At 66.0% G+C, this 25,132-nt stretch carries 25 protein-coding genes and 1 tRNA gene; 14 read left to right on the top strand and 12 right to left on the bottom strand.

Annotated elements, in window-relative coordinates; translation table 11 throughout:
* Positions 1-17: 17 nt before the first annotated feature.
* The 6 genes from accB (at position 18) to purH (ending at position 5,958) form a co-directional block, all read left to right on the top strand.
* Entirely contained in the window at positions 18-482 is a 465-nt protein-coding gene (gene accB, locus C4S71_RS03280) for an acetyl-CoA carboxylase biotin carboxyl carrier protein (RefSeq protein WP_103968192.1), read from the top strand.
* A 27-nt stretch (positions 483-509) separates the two neighbouring features.
* A complete protein-coding gene (accC, locus tag C4S71_RS03275; RefSeq protein WP_086508686.1) occupies positions 510-1,850 on the top strand; it encodes an acetyl-CoA carboxylase biotin carboxylase subunit in 1,341 nt (446 codons plus the stop codon).
* An 80-nt stretch (positions 1,851-1,930) separates the two neighbouring features.
* On the top strand, positions 1,931-2,845 hold the full coding sequence (prmA, locus tag C4S71_RS03270) for a 50S ribosomal protein L11 methyltransferase (RefSeq protein ID WP_103968191.1): 915 nt from the start codon (positions 1,931-1,933) through the stop codon (positions 2,843-2,845).
* Between the two features lie 81 nt (positions 2,846-2,926).
* A complete protein-coding gene (gene dusB / locus C4S71_RS03265) occupies positions 2,927-3,970 on the top strand; it encodes a tRNA dihydrouridine synthase DusB (protein WP_086508684.1) in 1,044 nt (347 codons plus the stop codon).
* Positions 3,967-4,305: a DNA-binding transcriptional regulator Fis gene (gene fis, locus C4S71_RS03260; RefSeq protein WP_176342769.1), complete on the top strand. Its 339-nt coding sequence runs from the start codon at positions 3,967-3,969 to the stop codon at positions 4,303-4,305. The genes dusB and fis overlap by 4 nt, the downstream gene beginning before the upstream one ends.
* 72 nt (positions 4,306-4,377) lie before the next feature.
* Positions 4,378-5,958, top strand: a complete 1,581-nt coding sequence (purH, locus tag C4S71_RS03255; RefSeq protein WP_103968190.1) for a bifunctional phosphoribosylaminoimidazolecarboxamide formyltransferase/IMP cyclohydrolase — start codon at positions 4,378-4,380, stop codon at positions 5,956-5,958.
* Between the two features lie 225 nt (positions 5,959-6,183).
* Here purH and C4S71_RS03250 read toward each other — a convergent pair whose 3' ends face one another.
* The 4 genes from C4S71_RS03250 to folE form a co-directional block, all read right to left on the bottom strand.
* Positions 6,184-7,641, bottom strand: a complete 1,458-nt coding sequence (locus C4S71_RS03250) for an NAD-dependent succinate-semialdehyde dehydrogenase (protein ID WP_086509800.1) — start codon at positions 7,639-7,641, stop codon at positions 6,184-6,186.
* Positions 7,642-7,711: 70 nt separating this feature from the next.
* Complete coding sequence (locus tag C4S71_RS03245) at positions 7,712-8,029, bottom strand: hypothetical protein (RefSeq protein ID WP_086509801.1); 318 nt, start codon at positions 8,027-8,029, stop codon at positions 7,712-7,714.
* 96 nt (positions 8,030-8,125) lie between these two features.
* Positions 8,126-8,536 (bottom strand): dihydroneopterin triphosphate 2'-epimerase, encoded by a 411-nt coding sequence (gene folX / locus C4S71_RS03240; protein WP_103968189.1) that lies wholly within the window; start codon positions 8,534-8,536, stop codon positions 8,126-8,128.
* A gap of 45 nt (positions 8,537-8,581) precedes the next feature.
* Complete coding sequence (gene folE, locus C4S71_RS03235; protein WP_086509803.1) at positions 8,582-9,139, bottom strand: GTP cyclohydrolase I FolE; 558 nt, start codon at positions 9,137-9,139, stop codon at positions 8,582-8,584.
* 272 nt (positions 9,140-9,411) lie between these two features.
* Here folE and C4S71_RS03230 point away from each other — a divergent pair, with 272 nt between their 5' ends.
* Positions 9,412-9,975 carry a hypothetical protein gene (locus tag C4S71_RS03230; protein WP_103968188.1) on the top strand — a complete coding sequence of 188 codons (564 nt, stop codon included), beginning with the start codon at positions 9,412-9,414 and terminating at the stop codon, positions 9,973-9,975.
* Positions 9,976-10,056: 81 nt separating this feature from the next.
* Here C4S71_RS03230 and C4S71_RS03225 read toward each other — a convergent pair whose 3' ends face one another.
* Positions 10,057-11,043, bottom strand: coding sequence for a serine/threonine protein kinase (locus C4S71_RS03225; protein WP_103968187.1), 987 nt, complete (start codon positions 11,041-11,043; stop codon positions 10,057-10,059).
* Between the two features lie 69 nt (positions 11,044-11,112).
* A complete protein-coding gene (locus C4S71_RS03220) occupies positions 11,113-11,850 on the bottom strand; it encodes a ComF family protein (RefSeq protein ID WP_103968186.1) in 738 nt (245 codons plus the stop codon).
* A gap of 295 nt (positions 11,851-12,145) precedes the next feature.
* Here C4S71_RS03220 and bioB point away from each other — a divergent pair, with 295 nt between their 5' ends.
* The 7 genes from bioB to bioA all read left to right on the top strand — a co-directional run bounded on the left by bioB (position 12,146) and on the right by bioA (position 18,257).
* Positions 12,146-13,255, top strand: coding sequence for a biotin synthase BioB (bioB, locus tag C4S71_RS03215; protein ID WP_103968185.1), 1,110 nt, complete (start codon positions 12,146-12,148; stop codon positions 13,253-13,255).
* A 4-nt stretch (positions 13,256-13,259) separates the two neighbouring features.
* Positions 13,260-14,414 (top strand): 8-amino-7-oxononanoate synthase, encoded by a 1,155-nt coding sequence (bioF, locus tag C4S71_RS03210; RefSeq protein ID WP_103968184.1) that lies wholly within the window; start codon positions 13,260-13,262, stop codon positions 14,412-14,414.
* Positions 14,411-15,142 carry an alpha/beta fold hydrolase gene (locus tag C4S71_RS03205; RefSeq protein ID WP_103968183.1) on the top strand — a complete coding sequence of 244 codons (732 nt, stop codon included), beginning with the start codon at positions 14,411-14,413 and terminating at the stop codon, positions 15,140-15,142. The genes bioF and C4S71_RS03205 overlap by 4 nt, the downstream gene beginning before the upstream one ends.
* Positions 15,139-15,969 carry a methyltransferase domain-containing protein gene (locus C4S71_RS03200; protein ID WP_103968182.1) on the top strand — a complete coding sequence of 277 codons (831 nt, stop codon included), beginning with the start codon at positions 15,139-15,141 and terminating at the stop codon, positions 15,967-15,969. Before C4S71_RS03205 ends, C4S71_RS03200 begins: the two co-directional genes overlap by 4 nt.
* Positions 15,951-16,652 carry a dethiobiotin synthase gene (gene bioD / locus C4S71_RS03195; protein ID WP_103968181.1) on the top strand — a complete coding sequence of 234 codons (702 nt, stop codon included), beginning with the start codon at positions 15,951-15,953 and terminating at the stop codon, positions 16,650-16,652. Before C4S71_RS03200 ends, bioD begins: the two co-directional genes overlap by 19 nt.
* A gap of 44 nt (positions 16,653-16,696) precedes the next feature.
* Positions 16,697-16,781, top strand: a tRNA-Leu gene (locus tag C4S71_RS03190).
* A gap of 207 nt (positions 16,782-16,988) precedes the next feature.
* Positions 16,989-18,257, top strand: a complete 1,269-nt coding sequence (gene bioA / locus C4S71_RS03185) for an adenosylmethionine--8-amino-7-oxononanoate transaminase (RefSeq protein ID WP_103968180.1) — start codon at positions 16,989-16,991, stop codon at positions 18,255-18,257.
* Positions 18,258-18,343: 86 nt separating this feature from the next.
* Here bioA and lpxC read toward each other — a convergent pair whose 3' ends face one another.
* The 6 genes from lpxC to murC form a co-directional block, all read right to left on the bottom strand.
* Positions 18,344-19,255, bottom strand: coding sequence for a UDP-3-O-acyl-N-acetylglucosamine deacetylase (gene lpxC / locus C4S71_RS03180; RefSeq protein WP_086509813.1), 912 nt, complete (start codon positions 19,253-19,255; stop codon positions 18,344-18,346).
* Between the two features lie 112 nt (positions 19,256-19,367).
* Entirely contained in the window at positions 19,368-20,531 is a 1,164-nt protein-coding gene (ftsZ, locus tag C4S71_RS03175; RefSeq protein WP_086509814.1) for a cell division protein FtsZ, read from the bottom strand.
* Between the two features lie 33 nt (positions 20,532-20,564).
* The gene (gene ftsA / locus C4S71_RS03170) at positions 20,565-21,848 is read right to left on the bottom strand and encodes a cell division protein FtsA (RefSeq protein WP_086509815.1); all 1,284 of its coding nucleotides are present in this window, start codon (positions 21,846-21,848) and stop codon (positions 20,565-20,567) included.
* A 195-nt stretch (positions 21,849-22,043) separates the two neighbouring features.
* Complete coding sequence (locus tag C4S71_RS03165) at positions 22,044-22,766, bottom strand: cell division protein FtsQ/DivIB (protein WP_086509816.1); 723 nt, start codon at positions 22,764-22,766, stop codon at positions 22,044-22,046.
* On the bottom strand, positions 22,763-23,692 hold the full coding sequence (locus C4S71_RS03160; RefSeq protein WP_086509817.1) for a D-alanine--D-alanine ligase: 930 nt from the start codon (positions 23,690-23,692) through the stop codon (positions 22,763-22,765). The genes C4S71_RS03165 and C4S71_RS03160 overlap by 4 nt, the downstream gene beginning before the upstream one ends.
* Positions 23,689-25,101 carry a UDP-N-acetylmuramate--L-alanine ligase gene (gene murC / locus C4S71_RS03155; RefSeq protein ID WP_103968272.1) on the bottom strand — a complete coding sequence of 471 codons (1,413 nt, stop codon included), beginning with the start codon at positions 25,099-25,101 and terminating at the stop codon, positions 23,689-23,691. The genes C4S71_RS03160 and murC overlap by 4 nt, the downstream gene beginning before the upstream one ends.
* Positions 25,102-25,132: the final 31 nt, after the last annotated feature.

The following is a 25,132-nucleotide window of genomic DNA, read 5'->3' as shown; positions in this document are numbered from 1 at the left end:
ACCGGTCGAGACTCAACATGGATATCCGTAAGGTCAAGAAGCTGATCGAGCTGCTCGAAGAATCCAACATCAGCGAAATCGAGATTCAGGAAGGCGAAGAGTCGGTGCGTATCAGCCGCCACCCCAATGGGGTGAGCTGGCCCCAGCCTCCCATGCCCCAGTATGCCCCCGCTCAGGCCATGCCCAGCCAGCCGGCCCCCGCTCCCGCAGCCGGCCCCGCCGAAGAAGCGCCTGCGGCCTCCTACCAGGGGCATGCGCTGACCTCGCCCATGGTCGGCACCTTCTATCGCAGCCCGGCTCCCGGCTCCAAGCCGTTCGTGGAAGTGGGTCAGAGCGTGCGCAAGGGCGAGACCGTGTGCATCGTCGAAGCCATGAAGATGATGAACCAGATCGAGGCCGATCGTGACGGCGTCATCGAGGCCATCCTGGTCGAGGACGGCGAGCCGGTCGAGTTCGACCAGCCGATGCTCGTCATTTCCTGATCTTTCACCGACACTGGCGGACTCCCTATGCTGGACAAGGTTCTCATCGCCAACCGCGGCGAGATCGCCCTGCGAATTCTGCGCGCCTGCAAGGAGCTGGGCATCAAGACCGTCGCGGTACACTCCAAGGCCGACCGCGAGCTGATGCACGTTCGCCTGGCCGACGAGGCCGTGTGTATCGGCCCGGCCCCCTCGGCGCAATCCTATCTGAACATCCCCGCGCTGATCAGCGCCGCCGAAGTCACTGACTCCAGCGCCATCCACCCCGGCTACGGCTTTCTCTCCGAGAACGCCAACTTCGCCGAGCAGGTGGAGCGCTCCGGTTTCGTCTTCATCGGTCCGCGTGCCGAGACCATCCGCCTGATGGGCGACAAGGTCAGCGCCATCGAGGCCATGAAGAAGGCCGGCGTGCCCACGGTACCCGGCTCCGACGGGCCGTTGGGCGACGACGAAGGCGACAACCTCGCCATCGCCCGACGCATCGGCTACCCGGTGATCATCAAGGCCGCTGCCGGCGGCGGCGGGCGCGGCATGCGCGTGGTGCACACCGAAGGGCACCTGCTCTCGGCGATCAACGTGACCCGCACCGAGGCCCACGCAGCCTTCGGCGACGGCACGGTGTACATGGAGAAATTCCTCGAGCGTCCGCGCCACGTCGAAGTCCAGGTGCTGGCCGACGGCCAGGGCAATGCCATCCATCTCTTCGATCGCGACTGCTCGCTGCAGCGCCGCCATCAGAAGGTGCTGGAGGAAGCCCCGGCCCCGGGCATCGATCCCGAGGCCCGCGCCAAGGTGCTCGAAGCCTGCCGCCAGGCTTGTATCGAGATCGACTACCGCGGCGCCGGCACCTTCGAGTTCCTCTACGAGGACGGCCGGTTCTTCTTCATCGAGATGAACACCCGCGTACAGGTGGAGCACCCCGTCACCGAGATGGTGACCGGCGTGGACATCGTGCGCGAGCAGCTGCGCATCGCCTCGGGCCTGCCGCTGTCGATCCGTCAGGAGGACGTGAAGGTCAACGGCCACGCATTCGAATGCCGCATCAACGCCGAAGACCCGCGCACCTTCATGCCCTCCCCCGGCAAGGTCACGCTCTATCATCCCCCGGGCGGCCTGGGCATTCGCATGGACTCGCATCTCTACACCGGCTATACCGTGCCGCCCCACTACGACTCGCTGATCGGCAAGCTGATCACCTGGGGCGACAGCCGCGAGATCGCGCTGACGCGCATGCGCAACGGCCTCGACGAGCTGCTGGTGGAAGGCATCAAGACCAACACCGACCTGCACAAGGATCTGGTCCGCGACGGCCATTTCCAGCAGGGCGGCGTCAACATTCACTACCTGGAGAAGAAGCTCGGCTCCTAGGAAGTTCGCTTCCCGGACCGAACATCGCTCCCGGCGGGGTGGCCAAGGCCACCCCGTCTGCGTTAAGCACGGAGAATGCCATGCCCTGGCTGCAACTCAAGACCTACGTCGCCCCGGAGCAGGCCGAGCTGCTCGAAGAGCTGCTGCTGGCCGAAGGCGCCACCGCCATTACCCTGCAGGACGCCCACGACGACCCGGTGTTCGAGCCCGAGCGCGGCACCACGCCGCTGTGGAACGAAACGGTGCTGACGGGACTCTACGACGATCTCGAAGGCCTCGATGCCATGCTCGAGCGTCTGGCCGCCGCCTGGGCCGAGCGCGTGCCCGACGAGCCCTGCCCGGTCATCGAGCACGAGCTGCTCGCCGACCGCGACTGGGAGCGCGAGTGGATGGAGGACTTCAAGCCCTTGCGCATGGGCCAGCGGCTGTGGATCGTGCCCAGCTGGCACGAGCCGCCCGACCTCGACGCCGTCAACCTGCACCTGGACCCCGGCCTGGCCTTCGGCACCGGCACCCACCCCACCACGGCCCTGTGCCTCGAGTGGCTCGACGCGCTGGCGCTGGAAGGCGGTCTCGACGGCATCGAGCTGCTCGACGTGGGCTGCGGCTCCGGCATTCTCGCCATCGCCGCGCTCAAGCTGGGAGCGGCAATGGCCACTGGCACCGACATCGACCCCCAGGCGCTGCAGGCCAGCCGCGACAATGCCATACGCAACGACGTTGCCGAGCACGAACTGGCGCTCTGCTATCCCGAGCAGCTCGACGCCGGACGTCGCTTCCCGCTGGTGGTAGCCAACATCCTGGCCGGCCCGCTGGTGGAGCTGGCCCCGACCATCGCCGGCCACGTCGCCCCCGGCGGCCGCCTGGCCCTGTCGGGGATTCTCGAAGGCCAGGCCAACGCGGTGCTCGACGCCTATCGCGAGCAGGGCCTGACCATGGACGAGCCTCAGCTCCGCGAGGGCTGGGTACGACTCAGTGGACAGCGGCCGGCATGAGCCCATTGGTCACCACCGTCACCTTCACCCGGCCCCTTCGGGGGCGTATCATATGCAGCCCCTGGTTCACTGAGCCGCCCCATGCCCGATAGTCGTCCACTGCCACAGATCGGTCGCCACCGCCTGCCCAACCGGGTCATCCTGGCCCCCATGGCCGGCGTCACCGACCGCCCCTTTCGCCAGCTCTGTCGCCGCCTGGGGGCAGGCCTGGTGGTGGGCGAGATGGTCACCTCGGACCCGGCACTGTGGCACACCCGCAAGTCGCGCCAGCGCATGGACCATACCGGCGAGCCGGGACCGCGGGCGGTGCAGATCGCCGGTGGCGACGCCGCCATGCTGGCTGAGGCCGCGCGACTGAACGCCGCACAGGGCGCCGAGATCATCGACATCAACATGGGCTGTCCGGCGAAGAAGGTGTGCAACAAGGCCGCCGGCTCAGCCCTGCTGCGTGACGAAACGCTGGTGGCAGAAATACTCGAAGCCGTGGTTGCAGCGGTCGAGGTGCCGGTGACGCTCAAGATCCGCACCGGCTGGTGCGCCGACAGCAACAACGGCGTGCGCGTGGCACGGCTGGCCGAAGACGCCGGCATTCAGGCTCTGGCGGTACATGGCCGTCATCGCCAGCAGCGCTACCAGGGGGAAGCGGAGTACGACACCATTGCCGCCATCAAGCAGGCGGTGCGCATCCCGGTCTTCGCCAACGGCGATATCGACTCTCCACGCAAGGCGGCCGAAGTTCTGGACTATACTGGTGCGGATGCGGTGATGATCGGCCGCGGCGCCCAGGGCAACCCCTGGATTTTTCGCGAGATCGACCATTACCTGCGCCACGGGCGCACTTGCCCGCCTCCCGACATGAATGAGCGCGCCGACGTCCTGCGGGGTCATGTCCGTGCCCTGCACGACTTTTACGGCGGCTACATGGGGGTGCGGATTGCACGCAAGCACTTGGGCTGGTATCTCGCTGCCGACCGCCGCTTCGACAGCGATCGACAGCGCGAGCTGCGGGCAGCCTTCAACGCCCTGGAGCAGCCGAACGAACAGTATGACTTCATCGACGATCTGTTTTCCCTCGAGGGTGCAACCGGCCTCTCGTGGGCAACGAATGGAATCAGTGCCGCATGAACCGTGAAGTTTTCGACCCGAATGCCGATCTGCCAGGCCTGGAGGGTAACGCTTTGACCGGCCTGCCCGAACTCGGCAGCCTCACCCCGCCACCCAGTACGCTGGGCGAACAGCCGCTGCGCGAAGCCGTGGATGCCGCCATGCGACGCTATTTCGATCATCTAGACGGCGGTACCGTGACCGATCTCTACGCCATGGTCATGGCCGAGGTCGAGGCACCGCTGCTGGCCAGCGTGCTGGAATACACCCAGGGCAACCAGACCCGCGCCGCCGAGATGCTCGGCCTCAATCGCGGTACGCTGCGCAAGAAGCTCAAGCAGCACGACCTGATCTGACACCGCCGGGCAACGCCCCCCTGGACGGCCCGGCCCCTTACATCCACTTCCCACAGAGAGTTGCACCGCACCATGGCCCAAGCCTCCCCCACCCCGGTACGCCGCGCCCTGATCAGCGTCTCCGACAAGACCGGCATCGTCGACTTCGCCCGCGGCCTGAGCGAACGCGGTGTCGAGCTGCTTTCGACCGGCGGCACCTTCTGCCTGCTGCAGGAGAACGGCATCGCCGTTACCGAGGTGTCCGAGCACACCGGCTTTCCCGAGATCATGGACGGCCGCGTCAAGACCCTGCACCCGAAGATCCATGGCGGCATCCTGGGTCGCCGCGGTCAGGACGACGCGGTGATGGCCGAGCACGGCATTGCGCCCATCGACATGGTGGTGGTCAACCTCTACCCCTTCGCCCAGACCGTCGCCAAGCCGGACTGCACGCTCGAGGACGCCATCGAAAACATCGACATCGGCGGCCCGACCATGGTGCGCGCCTGTGCCAAGAACCACGCCCACACCACCATCGTGGTGGATGCCGGCGACTATGATCGCGTGCTGGCCGAGATCGACTCGGGCAGCGGCGCGGTGAGCCATGCCACCCGCTTCGACCTGGCAGTGAAGGCCTTCGAGCACACCGCCGGCTACGATGCCGCCATCGCCGACTACCTGGGCCAGCGCGTGCCCGGCGGCGAGGATGGCTTCCCGCGCACCTACAACGTGCAGTTCGTCAAGAAGCAGGCCATGCGCTACGGCGAGAACCCGCACCAGAGCGCGGCCTTCTACGTCGAAGCCGACGCCCGCGAGGCAAGCGTCGCCACCGCCCGCCAGCTGCAGGGCAAGGAGCTGTCGTTCAACAACGTGGCCGACACCGACGCCGCCTTCGAGTGCGTCAAGAGCTTCACCGACATCGCCTGCGTGATCGTCAAGCACGCCAACCCCTGTGGCGTGGCGGTTGGCGCCTCGCCCCGTGAAGCCTACGACAAGGCCTTCGCCACCGACCCCACCAGCGCCTTCGGCGGCATCATCGCCTTCAACCGCCCGCTGGACGCCGAGACCGCCCGCGCCATCATCGACCGCCAGTTCGTCGAGGTGATCATCGCCCCCGGGGTCGAGGAAGCCGCCCTTGCCATCGTCGCCGAGAAGCAAAACGTGCGCCTGCTCGACGTCGGCGACAACTGGCCCGGCGAGCGCGAGCACGCCCACGACTTCAAGCGCGTCACCGGCGGGCTGCTGGTACAGGACCGCGACCTCGGCATGGTCGGCCGCGACGAGCTGACCGTGGTCAGCGAGCGCGTGCCAAGCGAGCAGGAGATGCGCGACCTGGCCTTCGCCTGGAAGGTGGCCAAGTACGTCAAGTCCAACGCCATCGTCTACGCCAAGGACGGCCAGACCATCGGCGTCGGCGCCGGCCAGATGAGCCGCGTCTACTCGGCCAAGATCGCCGGTATCAAGGCCGCCGACGAGGGCCTCTCCGTGCCCGGCTCGGTGATGGCCTCGGACGCCTTCTTCCCCTTCCGCGACGGCATCGATGCCGCCGCAGCGGCCGGCATCACTGCGGTGATCCAGCCCGGCGGCTCCATGCGCGACCAGGAAGTAATCGACGCCGCCAACGAAGCCGGCATCGCCATGGTGTTTACCGGGATGCGCCACTTCAGGCACTGACGCTCGCCGAGAAGCAAGGAGCAAGGAGCAAGCGGCAAGTCACACGCAAAACCCCACCTGGGCTAGACGCCCGTGTGGGGTTTTCGCTTTATGCTTCTCTATCTCGAGAAACGGTGCGAGCGACGGTCAGACAAGGCGAAAACTGGCGAAGAAGCGGAGCTTACTGTTGTAAGTGAGCATTCTAAGCCAGTTTTCAACGCCGTATGACCGAGCGCAGCCCGTTTATTAACCAAGATCGATGCAGAGGTACTTGGTTTCGAGAAACTCCTCGATTCCCTGATGGCCGCCTTCGCGGCCGAGGCCCGAGGCCTTGACCCCGCCGAACGGCGCCGCGGTGTTGGAGATGAGCCCGGTGTTGATGCCCACCATGCCGTACTCCAGCGCATCGGCGACACGCCATACCCGGCCCAGATCCCGCGAGTAGAAATAGGAGGCCAGGCCGTACTGGGTGTCGTTGGCCATCTGCACGGCGTCTTCCTCGTCCTCGAAGGGGAATACCGCTGCCAGCGGGCCGAAGGTCTCCTCGTGGGCAACCTTCATGTCGGCGTTGGCGAAGCTGATCAACGTCGGCGAGAAGAAGTTGCCCCCCAGCGGATGGGGATTGCCGCCCAACAGCAGTTCAGCGCCCTTGTCGACGGCGTCGTGCACGTGCTCGCTCACCTTGGCTACCGCCTTTTCGTCGATCAGCGGGCCGATGTTGATGTCCGGTTCGGTGCCGTCGCCCACCTTCAGCTCGCTGTTCATCGCCACCGCCAGCTTTTCGCAGAAGGCGTTGATCACGCTGGACTGCACCAGGAAGCGATTGGTGCAGATGCAGGTCTGGCCTGCATTGCGGAACTTGGCCGCCATGGCCCCCTCGACGGCGGCATCCAGGTCGGCGTCCTCGAAGACGATGAACGGCGCATTGCCGCCCAGCTCCAGCGAGATCTTCTGAATGTGGCGAGAGGCCTGCGCCATCAGCTCGCGGCCCACCTCGGTGGAGCCGGTGAAGGTGATCTTGCGCACCAGCGGCGACTCGGTCATCGCCGAGGCGATCTCGCTGGCCCGACCCGGCACCACGTTGAAGACACCGCGCGGGATGCCGGCGCGCTCGGCCAGCAGCGCCAGCGCGGTAGCCGAGAACGGGGTCTGGCTGGCCGGCTTGATCACGATGGTACAGCCTGCCGCCAGCGCCGCACCGGCCTTGCGCGTGATCATCGCCGCCGGGAAGTTCCACGGCGTGATGGCACCGACCACCCCCACTGGCTGCTTGGTCACCACGATACGCTGATTGGGCTTCGCCGCCGGGATGGTCTCGCCGTAGATGCGCCGCGCCTCTTCGGCAAACCAGCGCAGGAAACTCGCTGCATAGGCGATCTCGCCGGCGGCCTCCTTGAGCGGCTTGCCCTGCTCGTGGGTCATGATCATTGCCAGATCGTCCTGATGCTCCATCATCAGGTCGTGCCATTTCATGAGGATATCGGCCCGCTCCTGAGCGGTGAGAGCACGCCAACCGACCAGCGCCGCATCCGCTGCGGCGATGGCGCGCTCGGTCTCTGCCCGGCCCAGCCTCGGCACGGTGCCGAAGGTCTCGCCGGTCGCCGGGTTGACCACTTCGATCTGCTCACCGCTGTCGGCAGCGACCCAACTGCCGTCGATGTAGGCGAACGGACAGTAGAGCTGCGTTTCCTTCAGAGCTTCCATGTCGTTTCTCCTGGCCTCTGCGGGCCTTGCTTCATTTAACGTGTATGAATTCGTGCCGCGCCTTATCTCGTCATTCCGCCTCGATGGCGCGCGGCTCGGGGGCAGTGGCGGGAGCATCGTCCAGCATCGGGGGCTGGAGCATCGCCGTCAGTATGGCAAGTATCAGCACCAGCGCGATGGCCAGCCAGCAAAAAGCTCGGCCAATGTAGCGGTCGGGGTGGCGGCGGATCTGGCGCAGCCCCATCAGCGCGAAGATGGCGGCGGCAATGTTCAATGGCGGCAGGCTACCCTGGAACAGCAGGGCAACGAGTGCCGTCACGATGGCGGTCATGGCCCAGGGGGCATAGCGCCGCCGCGGCGATTCCGGGGCGGAGATGTCACGTTCCAACGTTGCGTCTCTCTCTTTCGGCTCAGCGGTACTGCCCCATGCTAAGCGCAAAGCCCCGCTGCCACCAACCCGAGGCGGGTCGAGGAGAGGTATCGGTCAGGGCTGGCGACGCGGCTCCCGGCTGGCGGAGAGCGTAATGGAGACGGAGTCGGCAAAGCGCAGCGCATGGGGCTTGTCGATCTCTACCTGAGCGGTGAGCACCTGCTCGTGAGACATGATCAGATCCAGCACTTCGCGGGTCATGCGCTCCAGCAGTTGGAATCGGCCATCCTCCACCATGGCGATGACCTCCTTGGTGATGGTGCGATAGTTCAACGCCTGCTCGATGCGATTGAACGCCACCGCCTTGTCGGCCCGGTAGCGGATCACGGCATTGATCACCACGTCCTGCCGATTGAGGATCTCCTCGTCCTTGATGCCGATGAAAGTACGCAGGCGCAGGTTCTTGATGCGAATGGTCGCCAGGTCATGGTCGAGGTGCTGATCGTCCAGAGCGTGCAGGGGCATGGCATTGGCTCCTGTAAGGAAGAGCGCTAGGCCGGCGCGGCGCGTTCAGCGCCCAGCGACCAGCATGAGAAACTCCTGGCGTGTCGTCGGGTTGTCGCGAAAGGCGCCCAGCATCACCGAAGAGGACATGCTGGAATTCTGCTTCTCCACGCCGCGCATCATCATGCACAGATGGCGCGCCTCGATCACCACGGCCACGCCTCGGGCACCGGTGACCTGTTGCACGGCCTCGGCCACCTGTCGTGTCAGGTTTTCCTGAATCTGCATGCGTCGAGCATACATGTCGACGATACGTGCGAACTTGGACAACCCCAACACCTTGCCGCTGGGCAGGTAGGCGATGTGGCACTTGCCGATGAACGGCAGCAGATGGTGTTCGCACATCGAATAGAGCTCGATGTCCTTGATCAGCACCATCTCGTCGGTCTCGCTTTCGAATACGGCGCCGTTGACCAGCTCCTCGAGGGTCTGTGAGTAACCGCGGGTGAGAAACTGCATCGCCTTGGCGGCACGCTTGGGCGTATCGCGCAGCCCCTCACGCTCGGGGTCCTCCCCCAATTCGAGAATGATCTGGCGATAGAAGTTGGCAAGCTCTTCGTTCATGGTCAGGCCCTGCGACTACTGGATGGTACCGCTCAATTTCGCGATGGCCCGGCCATCGTCGCTACCAATCAAAAAATATACAAAAATTATACTTTGTACAACTTTATCCAATCCTGCCGTCATTCTACCGTAACCCACAGTATCTCGCAGGCAGGTCGTCTGAAATTGCTCCGCTGCGACATTCGTGCCACTGCTGCGTACCGCCGGCTATGGTAAAATGCCACGTATAGAAACTGCCGAAACGCGCAGCCTTGTCCCCGCGAGAGCACGATATGATCAAGATTTCGGATGCGATACTGGCGGCCAGCGGAATGGCCCTACTTCTGATGCCTCTGCATGCCGCGGCAGGCACACTCTCTCTACCCAAGGATGCCACCGTCGCGGTACAGGCGGTCGACAGCCTGACCCTGGCAGGCGGAGAGACGCGTCTGGACGACATTCTGCTGCGCCCCGCCGGCGGCGCTGTCGAAGCCAGCCATGAGCTGCCGGAATACTGCGTTCTCGTCGGCGATGCCCGTCAGGACGGCGACCGTCTACGCATCACCACCAAGTCGTTGACCTGCATCGAGACGGATGGCGGCGACAGCGATATCTACAGCGGCAGCCTCTCTGCCGCCGGCTACGAGCTGGATGGCAGCTACGGGATCGTGGCGTGTGACGGTGAGCGCTGTGAGCTGGACGCCGATCACGTATTCCATCTCAAGCTGGCCAGCGCACTGGAGATCGAGGAGCAGGACAACCCTTCCGCCCGTATCAACGAGCAGCGCCGCCAGGCCAACGGCGCGGGTATCGCCAACCCGATTCCCGCCGAGCGCCCCGACCCCGACGACATGTGATTCCTGCCGGCGCACTCCAGTCGAGTGCGCCGGGCTTCCCCTCGCAGCGCCAGTACCCAGCCCCCGCTTTCGAGCCAATCGTCAGGCCAGCCAGCGCGGTGCCTGTGCCAACGCCAGCCGCTGCTGCTCCAACTGACGAATGTGCGCATCCCAGTAGCCGGCATCGGGTACCCACGGGAACGCCGGCGGGAAGGCCGGATCGTCCCAGCGGGCGACCAGCCAGGCACTGTGACGCATCAGACGCAAGGTTCGCAGCGGCTCGATCAGCTTCAATTCACTGCGGTCGAACTCGCGCTGCTGCTCGTAGCCCTCCAGCACCTCAGAGAGTTGCATCTGCCACTCCACCTCATGCTCGGCGGTGAACAGCATCCAGAGATCCTGAATGGCCGGCGCCATCAGGCAGTCGTCGAAGTCCACCAGCGCGAAGTGGTCGTCGCGGCCCAGCATGTTGCCGATATGGCAGTCACCCTGTACCCGTATCGTCATCTCCGGCTTCCAGGCGTAGGCCTGCAGCTCGGCATACAGTGCGTTGCTGATTCGCTCGTAAGCCTGGCGCTGGCGGCGATCGAGCCAAGGGGCGCCGAGCACCCGCTGCTGGGCCTCGCGCACCATGCCATCCAGATCGAGACTTACGCGATGGCGGAAGGCAGAGCGCTCGCCAATGGCGTGCACGGCGCCGATCAGTTCACCCAACGCATACAGGTGGGACGGATTCTCCAGCTCCGGCGCCTGCCCCGACAGCTGCGGGAACAGCGCCAGCCGAAAGCCCTCGGCATGATGCAGACTCTGCCCCTCTGCGTTGCGCCAGGGCGCCGCCACGGCCACGCCCTCTGCCACCAGCTCATCCAGGAAATCGTGCTCTTCCTGGATCTGGGCGTCCTGCCAGCGCTCGGGGCGATAGAACTTGGCCACCCAGCGCTGCCCCTCGTCGTCATGCAGCAGATACACCCGGTTCTCGTAGCTGTTGAGCGCGAAGGGCTCGCCGGGCAGCCAGAAGCCGAGCGACTCGACGGCGGCCACCACACGGGCGGGAGAAAGGCTGGCAAAAGGGTGCGGCGTGCTCTGCATGATCGTCACCGGTGGAAAAGAACCCCCTATCTTATCAGTCGGAGCCGACCCTGTGAGCCGGCCTACTGCTTATAACGGCGTGCGCGCCAGCGCCCAGGCCTCCACCTCGCGGGCGCCGGCGGCCAGGCAGGCCCGGGCCAGTGCATCCAGGGTGGCGCCGGTGGTCATGACATCGTCGAGCAGCGCCACCCGCTCGGGGAGCGCTGCGGTAATCACGAACGCATCGCGCAGATTGCCGAAGCGCTCGGTACGGTCCAGGCCGCGCTGCGAGGGGGTGTGATGGCGACGCTGCGCCCTGTAGAGCCGCAAGCCGTGGCGCGCCGCCAGACGCCTGGCCAGCCAGTCGGCCTGGTCGAAGCCGCGCTCCCGGGCGCGCTTGGGGTGCAGCGGCACCGGGATCAGCGCCTCGGGCCAGGTCAGCATGCGTTGTTCCAGCCCTAACTCGAAGAGCTCGAGCAGCACGGTGCCGGCCCGCGGCGAAGCATGAAACTTGAAGCGCTGCATCAACTGGGCCACTTCGTCCTGATAGCGCAACGGCACCCGCGAACGGACGAAGGCCGGCGGTCGGCTCAGGCAGTGGCCGCAACGTTTTTCAGCCAGCGACCCCGAGGGCTGCGGTTCGGCACAGCTGGGACAGGCCGGCAGGTTCCACGGCAGCGCCTCGAAGCAGGCCGCACACCAGGGGCGGTCCCGCTCCGCCGTTGCCAGACAGAAGCCGCAGCGGCCCGGCAGTGCACGGCGCAGGCCGAGATCGAGGCCGTGCCAGAGCGAACGCAGCCAGCCGATCGTCGTCTTCCCACCGGCCACTGCCTCTTCACTCGCCGCCTTATCTGAGACCAGGCCTGAGGCTTGGTCCGCGACTGCTGTTTCCGGCGACGCTTCCGGTGCGCATCGGGGCTCAATGTTTTCCTGCACGGCCTGGGTCCTTGTGCCATGGCGGACAGGCGCCAAGCTTATCATTTAACGGTGCCGAAACAGGCCAAGCCGTACGCAGCCAGACGACTGTCAACCCTTCCCCAAGGATGGGTTGACAGCGTGTCAGTTTCACGTACGCTTCATGGTCAACATCATGTCTTTTCAAAGTTGACCAAGGCGAGTCCCCATGACCGATGCCCTGCCCACCAGCCTCGGCGGCCTGTCCGATTCCCATGCCAATGCGCAGCCGCGCCACGACTGGTCGCTGGCCGAAATCGAGGCGCTCTTCGCCCTGCCCTTCAACGATCTGCTGTTCCGCGCCCAGCAGGTGCATCGCGCCCACTTCGATCCCAATGCCGTGCAGGTCTCCACCCTGCTCTCGATCAAGACCGGGGCCTGTCCGGAAGACTGCAAGTACTGCCCCCAGTCGGGTCACTACACCACCGGGCTGGACAAGGAGAAGCTGCTGGAGATCGAGAAGGTGGTGGCCCAGGCCAAGGCCGCCCAGGAGGCCGGTGCCAGCCGCTTCTGCATGGGCGCGGCCTGGCGCAGCCCGCGCGAAAAGGATCTCGCTGTGGTGCTGGAGATGGTCAGCCGGGTCAAGGCGCTGGGGCTCGAGACCTGCATGACTCTGGGCATGGTGGATGGCGATCAGGCCCGCCGCCTGGCCGAGGCCGGCCTCGACTACTATAACCACAACCTGGATACCTCGCCGGAGTTCTACGGCGAGATCATCACCACCCGCACCTACGCCGACCGCCTGGAAACCCTGGCCAACGTGCGCGATGCGGGCATGAAGGTGTGCTCCGGTGGCATTCTCGGCATGGGCGAGGCGCCTCGCGACCGTGCCGCGCTGCTGCAGCAGCTGGCCCGCCTCGAGCCGCACCCCGAGTCGGTGCCGATCAACATGCTGGTCAAGGTGCCTGGTACGCCGCTGGAGCAGGTGGAAGATCTCGACCCCATCGAGTTCATACGTGCCATCGCCGTGGCCCGTATCCTGATGCCGACCAGCCACGTGCGCCTTTCGGCCGGCCGTGAGCAGATGGACGAGTCGACCCAGGCGCTGGCTTTCCTGGCCGGAGCCAACTCCATCTTCTACGGCGACAGGCTGCTGACCACCGGCAATCCCCAGGCGGAGCGCGACCGCGCCCTGTTCGCCAAGCTCGGTCTACATCCCGAACGGCGCGAAACCTGCCAGGACGACGCTCGCCAGCAGGCCACGCTGGAAGGCGCCCTGGCCCGTCAGACCACCCAGGCGGCCAGCGCCGCACTGGCCTACGACGCCACGCAGGTCTGAGATCATGCCGTCGGGTTCCGCCGTCTGGACCGAGCGACTCGAAGCGGCCGCAGCCTGGCGCCGCACCCAGGGGCTCTGGCGTGAGCGCGACACGCTACAGCCGGGGCTGGTCGATTTTGCCGGCAACGACTACCTCGGCCTGAAGGACGACCCGCGCCTGGCCGAGGCCCAAGCGGCTGCAGCAGAACGATTCGGTGCCGGCGCCGGTGCCTCGCACCTGGTCAGCGGCCATCTAGAGGTCCATGAAGCGCTCGAACGGCGCCTGGCGGAGCTCGTCGGGCGGCCCCGGGCGCTGCTCTTCTCCACCGGCTACATGGCCAACCTGGGTACCCTGCACGCCCTTTGCGACAGCAACACCCTGATCTTCCAGGATCGCCTCAACCACGCCTCCCTGCTCGACGGCGCCGCCCTCGCCGGGGCGCGCTCGCGGCGCTTTCATCATCGCGACCTCGATGATCTAGAACGCCTGCTCGGCCGGGCATCGGCAGGGGCCGCCAAACTGGTGGTCAGCGACGGTGTGTTCAGCATGGACGGCGACGTGGCGGATGTCGGCGGCCTGGCCGCGGTCAGCGCCCGCCACGACGCCTGGCTGATGATCGACGATGCCCACGGCATCGGCGTTCTCGGCGCCCACGGCGACGGCTGCGTGGGGCACGCCCACGGGGTCGAGCACGTGCCGGTGCTGGTCGGCACACTGGGCAAGGCGCTGGGCACCGGCGGTGCCTTCGTCGCCGGCAGCGATGCGCTGATCGAACATCTCATCCAGTTCGCCCGTGCCTACGTCTACACCACCGCCCAGCCGCCAGGCGTGGCCGCCGCCAGCCTGGCGGCACTCGACGTTCTGGCCGCCGAGCCGGAGCGTCGCCAGCAGCTGCGCGACAACATCCACTATTTCCGCCGCGAAGCGGCGCTGCTCGACCTGCCCCTGGGCGACTCCTTCACTCCCATTCAACCCCTGATTCTGGGCGAGGGCCGGCAGGTCATGCACTGGGCGGCCCGCCTGCGCGAGGCAGACCTGCTGGTCGGCGCCATTCGCCCGCCTACCGTACCCAACGGAGAAGCCCGGCTGCGCATCACCCTGCGCGCCAGCCACTCGCGGGAAAGCCTAGACCGGCTGCTCGAAGCGTTGGCCCGTCTGCACGAGGAGGCCGCGGCATGACGGCCATGGTGCTGCTCTCGGGCTGGGGCATCGATGCACGCATCTGGCAGCCCCTCGCCCCCTGCTGGCCGGCCGGTATGGAGATACGCACTCCCGACTGGCCCGGTTACGGCGAACGCCGTGGAGAGACCCACCCTGCTTCACTGCCCGAGCTTGCGTCGCTGATGCGCGATGCGCTGCCCGCCGATGCCGTCTGGGTCGGCTGGTCACTCGGCGGACTGCTCGCCGGCGCGCTGCTGGCCCATCTGCCACCGCCCCGGGCGCTGGTATTGATCGGCACCGCGGCGCGCTTCTGCCACGCAGGCGGAGTCTCGGCCGCGGAACTCGACACCTTCCGCCGCGCCTTCGAGCGCGAGCCCCAGGCTACCTGGCAGCATTTTCTACGCTGGCAGCTGCAGGGCGAGCCCACTCCGCGCACGGCACATCGGCGGCTGCTGGACCTGATCGGGAGCCGCCCCAGCGCCTCGACGCTCACCCTGGAAACCGGCCTTCACCAGTTGGCCGAGATCGATTTGACGCCCTGGCTCGCCGCGCCGCCCTGTCCGATCCGACGCGTCGCAGGAACCCAGGACGGTCTGCTGAGCGAGGCGGCGCGCCGCTCGGCCGATCTGGTATTGGCCGATACCGGCCACTGCCCCATGTTGTCATGTCCGGCAGCGCTCACCGCCTACCTGGCGCAGCTGAGGGCAGAGGTAGCAGCCGACGACAAGCACGAGGCAGCGACATGAGCGGGAGCCTTGGTCACGCCGATGCCCGGCCAACACCGGACGATCCGAGCGTCTGGCGCCGGCAGGTCGCCCAGGCCTTTTCCCGGGCCTCGGGTCGCTATACGCAGTTGGCACAGGCCCAGCAGCAGATGGGCGCGGCGCTGTGGGAGCATCTGCCGGCCCAGGCCGAGGTCGTGCTGGACCTGGGCTGCGGCCCCGGACACTGGAGCCGACGCCTGGCGGCGTATTTCGGCCCGCACTGCCAGGTACTGGGGCTCGATCTTGCCCCGGGCATGCTGCAAGTGGCACGCGAGACCGAGGGCGAAGGCATCGCCTGGCTCTGTGCCGATGCCGCCGAGCTGCCCCTGGCCCCCCGCCAGCTGGATCTGGTGTTCTCCAACCTGGCGATTCAATGGTGTACCGATCTCGATGCGCTGATGGCCGAGCTGTTTCGCGTACTACGCCCCGGTGGACGGGCCGTGATCAATACCCTGGGACCCGGTACGCTGCGCGAGGTGGCTCATGCCTGGTCCACGCCGGATAGCCTGCTCGCCTTTCGCTCCAGGCTGGAGCATCTGGCCAGCGCCCGACTGGCGGGTTTTACCCGTGTCCACTGCAGCGAGACCGCCGAGCGCTTCTTCTATCCCGACCTGACGGCCGTCATGGCCTCAATCAGGGGAGTCGGCGCCCAGGCCACCCGCTCTGCCGCGCGCCGTACCCGCCACGATCTGCGCCGCGCCGAGCGGCGCTACGAAGCGCTGCGCGAGCCCGCGGGCCTGCCGCTGAGCTATCAGCGTCTCACCCTCGTTCTCGACAAGGAGCCGGCATCATGTCCGCCTACTTCGTGACCGGCACCGATACCGACGCCGGCAAGACCCTAGTCGCCGCCGGCCTGCTGGCCCTGGCACGCGCCAGGGGCCTCACCACGCTGGGGCTCAAACCCGTCGCTTCGGGTTGTGCCAACACCCCCGACGGCCTGCGCAACGACGATGCCCTGGCCCTGCTGGCCCGCAGCGTGCCGGCGGTGAGCTACGACACGATCAACCCCTTCGCCTTCGAGCCCGCCATCGCACCGCATCTGGCCGCCCGGCGCGCCGGCGTCCAGCTCGATCTCGCCGGGCTGAGCGAGGAGGTTGCCGCCCGGTTGCAGGCTCCTCGCGATTTCACCCTGGTGGAGGGCGCCGGGGGCTGGCGGGTGCCGCTCAACGACAGCGAAGACCTGGCCGGGCTGGCAACGCGCCTCGATCTGCCGGTCATCCTGGTGGTCGGCCTCAAGCTCGGCTGCCTCAACCATGCCCGCCTGACGGCGGAGGCGATACGTGCCGACGGCGCTCGCCTGGTCGGCTGGGTGGGCAACCTGCTGGATGCCGACTTCGCCCGCGACGAATCGCTCTATGCCGACAACCTGGCGACCCTGCAACGCACCCTCGACGCTCCCTGCCTGGGCGTGGTGCCGCGCTTGAGCCGTGTGGCCCCGGCCAGACGCCCCGAAGCCGCCCTGACGCACCTCGAGCTGCCCCATGGCAATTGACTTGCCCCCCGGGGTCCGTACAATGTGGACGCCTGCCCAACCGTGCGGATGTGGTGGAATTGGTAGACACGCCAGATTTAGGTTCTGGTGCCTTCGGGCGTGGGAGTTCAAGTCTCCCCATCCGCACCATCTCGGCTCATCCACTTCGAGCCGTGTGACACTTCCCGTTTTTGCCCTGGCCGTTTTTGCCCTGGCCGTTTTTGCCCTTGCAAGGTGTGCCGCAACCTACGTGGCTGCCGTTACGGCGCGCATGACGCTGCCGACTCGCTGTGCCCGCTCCACGCCCAGGCATCAACTCACTGCTCAACTTACCGCTCAACCTTCACGGAGGCGCTGATGGCTTCCCCCGTCTGGCATCCCTATGCCCATCTGCTCACCCAGGCTGCCGCGCCCAAGGTCGTCGGCGGTGAAGGGCCGCGCTTCTTCCTCGAAGGCGGCGAGACGCTGCTCGACGCCACCTGTTCCTGGTGGTGCATGATCCATGGCTACTCGCATCCACGCCTGGTGGCCGCCATCAAGGAACAGGCGGACACCCTGTGCCACGTGATGCTGGGCGGGCTCACCCATGAGCCCGCCGACAGGCTGGCCCGCGAGCTGGTGAGGATCACGCCGCCCGGGCTCGAACACGTGTTCTTCTCCGACAGCGGCTCGGTGGGCATGGAAGTGGCGATGAAGATGGCCGTGCAGTATTACCACCTGCGCGGCAAGCCCGCAAAGCACCGCATGCTGTCGCTGATGAAGGCCTATCACGGCGATACCAGCGGCTGCATGGCGGTATGCGATCCCGAAGAGGGCATGCACAGTCTGTTTTCCGGGTATCTGCCCCGCCACCACTTCGCGCCCGCACCGCGAGCCCCTTACGACGCCGGACCCGACGAGGTGGCGAGGGACCTGGCCGCCCTGCGCAGCGTGCTCGAACGCCACCACGGCGAGATCGCCGCGCTGCTGATGGAGCCGCTGCTGCAGGCCGCCGGCGGCCTCAACATGACCTCGCCGCTCTATTTGAGCGGCGCGCGGCAGCTGTGCGACGAGTTCGACGTGTTGCTGGTGTTCGACGAGGTGGCCACCGGCTTCGGTCGCACCGGGAAGCTGTTTGCCGCCGACCATGCTGGCGTGACGCCGGACATCATGGTGCTCTCAAAGGGCCTGACCGGCGGTTACCTGGGCCATGCGGCCACCCTGGCCACCGACCGGGTACACGACGCCTTCGTCGGCGAGTCGCCGCTGCATGCCTTCATGCACGGCCCCACCTTCATGGGCAACCCGCTGGCCTGTCGCGTCGCCCTGGAGAGCCTCGCCGTGTTCGAGGAGGAGCGCTACCTGGACAAGATCGCTAAGCTCAACGGCGTGCTGCGAGAAGAGCTGCTGGAGGACGAAGCACTGCGCCGGCATCCCGAGGTCGACGACGTGCGCGTGCTCGGCGCCACCGCCGTTATCGAGGTAAAGGAAGCCAGCCGGCTGCAGGGCGTTGCAGCATTCGCCCGCCGCCAAGGGGTCTGGCTGCGCCCGTTCGGACGCTGGCTCTACACCATGCCCGCCTATGTCACGTCCGAGGCGGACATGCGCCAGATCACGGGCACGATGAAGGACTGGTTTCTGAAGTGACAGCCACGCTGGGCTGAAGGCCCGAAAACGACGGCGCCGCCCGAAGGCGGCGCCGTTGGCATGAGCGGTCGCGGCAAGGCCGAGGATCAGGCCATGGCCGGCTGCGCATAGGAGATGGGCGCCAGCTCGCGCTCCTTCTCGAAGGTGACGATCTCGTAGGCATCGGGCTGGGCCAGCAGAGCGCGACACAGCTGGTTGTTCAACGCGTGGCCCGACTTCACGCCACGGAACTCACCGATCAGGCTGTAGCCCAGCAGGTAGAGGTCGCCGATGGCGTCTAGTACCTTGTGCTTGACGAACTCGTCCTCGTAGCGCAGCCCACCCTCGTTCACGATGCGGTAGTCGTCGACCACGATGGCGTTGTCGAGGCTGCCGCCCAGGGCGAGGTTGTTGGAGCGCAGGTATTCGAGATCGCGCATGAAGCCGAAGGTCCTGGCCCGGGAGACCTCCTTGACGAAAGAGGTCGTCGAGAAGTCCACCACCGCGGTCTGCTTCTGATCCTCGAAGACCGGATGATCGAACTCGATGGCGAAGGAGACCTTGAAGCCCTGATGCGGCAGGAAGCGTGCTTCCTTGCCGTCCTCCTGGACCACCACCTCACGCTTGATGCGGATGAACTTCTTGGGCGCCTCCTGCTCGGCGATACCGGCCGACTGGATCAGGAACACGAAAGGACCGGCGCTGCCGTCCATGATCGGCACTTCAGGAGCGCTGATGTCGACATAGGCGTTGTCGATGCCCAGGCCGGCCAGCGCGGACATGAGATGCTCCACGGTAGCGACCTTGACCTCGCCGCGCGAGAGCGCGGTGCACAGGGTAGTGTCGGTAACCAGAGTGGCACTGGCCGGCACCTGGACTTCGGGATCCAGGTCCGTACGCACGAACACGATACCCGTGTTTACCGGTGCAGGGCGCAGGGTCAGGTAGACCTTCTTGCCTGAATGGAGACCGACGCCGGTGGCGCGGATGGTGTTCTGCAGGGTGCGTTGTCTGATCATGGGCAGTAGCCAGGCCGTTGTTAGGTTATCAAACACCGTTCACTATAACACCGAACGACTGTTTCAACAAAAAAACATCTCCTGGCCCTGCCTAAGCCTGCAATAGCTTTTCTCAATCGGCCTGTCGACGCAGGAAGGCCGGAATGTCCAGGTAATCGTCCAGCTCCTGAGGAGAGCGCCGCTTCTCGGGTTGCGGCTTGGCGGCTTCCTGAGGCTCGGCCTTGGCCACGGCACTTTGGCGCATGGCCGGCTGAGCCCGCTGCCGATACTCGCTACCCTCGTTGCGCTTGGTAGCCTGTGCCGCCGCCTTGACCTGACGGCCTTCGAGCCCGGCAGCCACCACGGTGACCCGCAGCTCGTCGGTCATGTCCATGTCGATGGAAGTGCCCACGACGATGGTGGCGTCTTGAGAGGCGAACTCCTGCACCGTGGCACCGACATCGTTGAACTCGCCAATCGACAGATCCGGGCCGGCAGTGATGTTGACCAGGATACCGCGGGCGCCGTGGAGATCGATGTCCTCCAGCAGCGGGCTGCGGATGGCCTTCTCGGCGGCCTCACGGGCACGGTTCTCGCCGGTGGCGCCACCGGTACCCATCATCGCCATGCCCATTTCCGACATCACGGTACGCACGTCGGCAAAGTCGACGTTGATGATGCCGGGGCTGGTGATCAGTTCGGCGATCCCCTGCACGGCACCCAGCAGCACGTCGTTGGCGGCGCTGAAGGCAGTCAGCAGGCTGGCGTTCTTGCCCAGCACGGAGAGCAGCTTCTCGTTGGGGATGGTGATCAGCGAGTCGACGTGCTCGGAGAGCTCCTTCATGCCCTCTTCCGCCACGCGCATGCGCTTCGGCCCCTCGAAGGGGAACGGGCGGGTGACCACGGCCACGGTGAGGATACCCAGCTCCTTGGCCACCTGAGCCACCACCGGCGCGCCGCCGGTACCGGTACCGCCACCCATGCCGGCGGTGATGAAGACCATGTCGGCGCCGTTGAGAAGTTCGGCGATACGCTCGCGATCCTCCATCGCCGCCTGACGACCGACGTCCGGATTGGCACCGGCACCCAGCCCCTTGGTGATCTCGTTGCCGAGCTGGAGCACGGTCTTGGCGGCTACCCGCTTGAGCGCCTGAGCGTCCGTATTGGCGCAGATGAACTCGACGCCTTCGATGTTGCTCTCGACCATGTGATTGACGGCGTTACCACCGCCACCGCCCACGCCGACGACCTTGATGACCGCACTGCTCGAGGGTGCGCTATCTACCAGTTCGAACATAAGCCCCGTCTCCTGGACCGCGCCGCGGCCCTGTCAGAAATTTCCTTTCAACCAGCCCTTGAGTTTTGCCAGCGCCGGAATCCCTTCCCATCCTCCACGCTGAGAGACGTCATCACGCCTGGGGGGTGCTGCCACCACCCTGCCCTCGCGGCCATGCCCGTGCCTAGCCTCCTGAAGGGCGTAATGTAGCAAACCAACACCGGTGGAATAAATCGGATTGCGCACGACATCGGAGAGACCGCGCACATTGTGCGGGCAGGCGATGCGAACCGGCATGTGGAAAATCTCCTCGGCCAGCTCGACGACCCCCTCCATTCGCGACGTGCCACCGGTGAGCACCACGCCCGCCGCCACCAGGTCCTCGTAGCCGCTGCGCCGCAGTTCATCGCGGATCAGCGTGAACAGCTCTTCGTAGCGCGGCTCCACGACTTCGGCCAGAGCCTGGCGCGACAGATCGCGGGAAGGACGATCGCCCACGCTCGGCACCTTGATCATTTCGTCGCTGGCGGCAAGCTGGGTGAGTGCGCAGGCGTACTTGACCTTGATTTCTTCGGCATATTGGGTCGGCGTACGCAGTGCCATGGCAATGTCGTTGGTGACCTGATCGCCGGCAATGGGGATCACCGCCGTGTGACGAATGGCCCCTTCGGTGAAAACGGCAATATCGGTGGTACCTCCGCCGATATCGACCATGCAGACGCCGAGTTCACGTTCGTCCTCGGTCAGCACGGCCATGCTCGAAGCGAGCTGCTCGAGGATGATGGCATCGACTTCGAGGCCACAGCGCCGCACGCATTTATCGATGTTCTGTACCGCATTGAGCGCCGCCGTAACCAGATGCACGCGAGCTTCGAGGCGTACACCGGACATACCCAGCGGCTCACGAATGCCACCCTGGGTGTCGATGGCGAACTCCTGCGGCAGCACGTGCAGCACGCGCTGCCCCTCGGAGATGGCCCGCGCTCGCGCCGAATCGATCACGCGCTCGATGTCGGTGGGCATGACTTCGCGCTCTTTAATCGCCACCACACCGTCGGAATTCATCGAGCTGATATGGCTGCCTGCCACACCGACATACACCGAATGGATATCGCACCCGGCCATCAACTCGGCCTCTTCCACGGCGCGCTGGATCGATTGAACCGTCGACTCGATGTTGATCACCACACCCTTCTTCATGCCGCGCGAAGGGTGCGACCCGATGCCGGCGATCTCGATGCCGCCGTCATCGGTAGGCTGTCCGACGATGGCCACTACCTTGGATGTTCCGATATCCAGCCCGACTACCATGTTGGATGAATTGGAAGTGACTGCCATGTGCCGGAGTGTCTCCTGAAACTTGACTCGCTGGGTATCCCATTATTCTGATAAATGGCCATTGCGCCCATTATAGAAACAACTGGCGTTAAACCACCAGTCCATTGCAAAAAACCTGGTTCACGATACGGGTTATTGACGACAAAGAAAACACCGCATCGGCTGCAAGACGAGTCTGGAAGGTGAAAAAAGGTATCAGCCGGCCCCGTCGTCGTCGTCCTGGAGGTCGGTTTCACCATGCCAGGCCACGGCGACCCCGTTTGGATAACGCAAATCGATATAACGAATATGCGCTGCATGCGGCCCCAACTGGCGCTCCCATGCCGCAGCCAATCTGGCCAGACGCGCGTCCCGATCGCTGCGCCCCAGCATGACCCAGACCCCGTCGTCGAGCTGCAGCCGCCAGGCGCCGCGCGGCTCCAGGCGCAGCTGCGAGATGGTGATTCCCATCGGGTCGAACCGCGAACTCAAGCGATTGTGGTAGGCCAGCACCTCGGCGCCACTGCCCACCGGTCCAGCCAGATCGGGCAGCCCTTCGGGCGGCTCTATCGGCTCGAAGGCGAAGGGTTCGCCATCGGGATTGAGCAGATAAACGTCGTTCCAGCGCGCCACCGGCACCTGCTCGACCAGTTCGAACGCCAGCGTATAGGGCCACTCGCGCGACAACCGCACTTCGGCCAGCCAATCGATGTTGCGTGCCGCACGACGCAGCGCCGGCAGGTCGGCCGAGAGCCAGGTCTGGCCCTGCAGCAGCGGCGCCAACTGCGAGCGCAGATAGTCGGCGCTGACGTGCTGCAGCTCGCCGCGGATCGCCACCCGCTCGATGGGGCGGTCGAGCCAGGTCCACAGGGCGCGCCCGCCGGCTCCCAGCAGGATCAGCAGCAGCAATACTCCCAGCGTCGAGCCACGACTGCTCATGCCTGATGCGGCTCCAGTGTGGTGCGCAGAATACGCAGTACCAGTTCGTCGAAGCCGATGCCCGCATGGGCGGCCGCTTGGGGCACCAGGCTGTGATCGGTCATCCCCGGAGAGGTGTTGACCTCGATCAGCCAGAAGCGGCCCTGAGCATCGCGCATCACGTCGACACGGCCCCAGCCTTCGCCGCCAACCGCCTCGAAGGCCTGCCGGCACAGCGCTCCCAGCGCCGCTTCCTGCTCGGCATCGAGACCGCAGGGAAGGTGGTAGCGGGTGTCATTCGAGTTGTACTTGGCTTCGTAGTCGTAGAAGCCGCTGGGAACCTCGACGCGAATGGCGGGCAACACGCAATCGTCCAGCAGCGATACCGTGTACTCCTCACCGCTGATGAAACGCTCGGCCATGACCCGGGCATCGTAGCGGGCCGCTTCGCGGTAAGCTGCCTCGAGCGTCTCCCGGCTGTCGACGATGGTGATGCCGAGGGTCGACCCCTCGTGCACCGGCTTGACGATCAGCGGCAGCCCCAGGGTGGCGACGATCTCGTCCCAGTTGCTGTCGGCCGCCAACATCAACGATTCCGGCGTCGGTAGCCCCAGGGCCTGCCAGACGAGCTTGGTACGCTGCTTGTCCATACCCAGCGCCGAGGCCAGCACACCGCTGCCGGTGTAGGGGATACCCAGCAGCTCGAGCGCGCCCTGAAGCGTTCCGTCTTCGCCGCCACGCCCGTGCAGGGCGATGAACACGCGGTCGGGGGCCAGTGCCTCGAGACCGACCAGGCCGCCGTCGGCGGGGTCGTAGCCGATGACGTCGACACCGCTGCGCTCGAGCGCCGCCAAGACCGCCGCTCCGCTCCTGAGCGATACCTCGCGTTCGGCGGAATTTCCGCCGAACAGCACCACCACCCGCCCGAGTCCTTGCGTCTGCATCATAGCGTCACCTCGTCGAGATTCAGTCGGCTCTCGGCCAACCCAAGCGCAATGCCGCCCACGTCACCCGCGCCCTGGGTGATCAGAATGTCGTCGTCGCGCAATACCCTGGCCAGCAGAGCCGGCAGCTCGGACTTGTGCTGCACGAAGATCGGATCGAGCGGACCGCGCTGGCGGATGGAGCCTGCCAGCGTCTTGCCATCGGCGCCGGGAATGGGCGCTTCGCCGGCGCTGTAGACATCCAGCAGCAGCAGCACGTCGACGCCCGCCAGCACCCTGACGAAATCCTCATAGAGGTCGCGGGTACGAGTGTAGCGATGGGGCTGATAGACCATCACCAGCCGACGCTGAGGCCAACCGGCCCGCACCGCCTTGATCACCATCTCCACTTCGCGGGGATGGTGGCCGTAGTCGTCCACCAGCATCACCTCGCCGCTGCCGGAAGGAGGCGGAAAGTGGCCGTGAACCTGGAAGCGTCGACCCACGCCGGCAAAGCCGGCCAGGCCGCGCAGGATGGCGGCATCGTCGACGCCGGCATCGGTCGCCACGGCGATCGCGGCCAGGGCGTTCAGCGCATTGTGCCGGCCCGGCATACCCAGGCGCACCTCGAGAGGGGCAAACCCATCGGGGCGCAGCGCGGTGAAGCGGATCTCGCCACCCTGTTGCACGAAGTCGACGACCCGGTAGTCGGCGTCCTCGCTGAAGCCATAGGTGACAAACTGGCGATGAACGCGGTCGAGCAAGCCGCGTACGTGCTCGTCGTCGATGCACAGGATGGCCATCCCGTAGAACGGCAGGTTGTGCAGGAACTCGACGAAGGTGCCCTTGAGCCGCTCGAAGTCGCCGCCGTAGGTGCTCATGTGATCGGCGTCGATATTGGTCACGATGGAGACCATCGGCTGCAGGTGCAGGAACGAGGCATCGGATTCGTCGGCCTCGGCCACCAGGTAATCGCCTTCGCCCAGGCGCGCGTTGGTGCCGGCGCTGGTCAGCTTGCCGCCGATGACGAAGGTCGGATCGAGGCCGCCTTCGGCCAGCAGCGTGGCCGTCAGGCTGGTGGTGGTGGTCTTGCCGTGAGTGCCGGCCACGGCGATACCGTGGCGAAAGCGCATCAGCTCGGCGAGCATCTCGGCCCGGCGCACCACCGGCACGCGGTGCTCCTGAGCCCAGCGAATCTCCGGGTTCGCAGCATCCACGGCGGTGGAGACGACGACCACGTCGGCGCCCGCCACGTTGTCCTCGGCGTGGCCGATGGCCACGCGAATGCCGCGCTCACGCAGCCGGGCCACCACCGCCGAGGCCTTCAGGTCGCTGCCGCTGACCTGATAGCCCTGGTTGGCCAGCACTTCGGCGATGCCGCACATGCCGGCGCCGCCGATGCCGACGAAATGGATGTGCCGAATACGGCGCATGCCCAGGCCACGCCCGTGGCGGGGCAGCGTT

Source organism: Billgrantia desiderata, assembly GCF_900108215.1.
GTDB lineage: Bacteria > Pseudomonadota > Gammaproteobacteria > Pseudomonadales > Halomonadaceae > Halomonas > Halomonas desiderata.
Note: the sequence above shows the minus strand (reverse complement) of the source record. Positions and strands in the feature narration are given on the sequence as shown.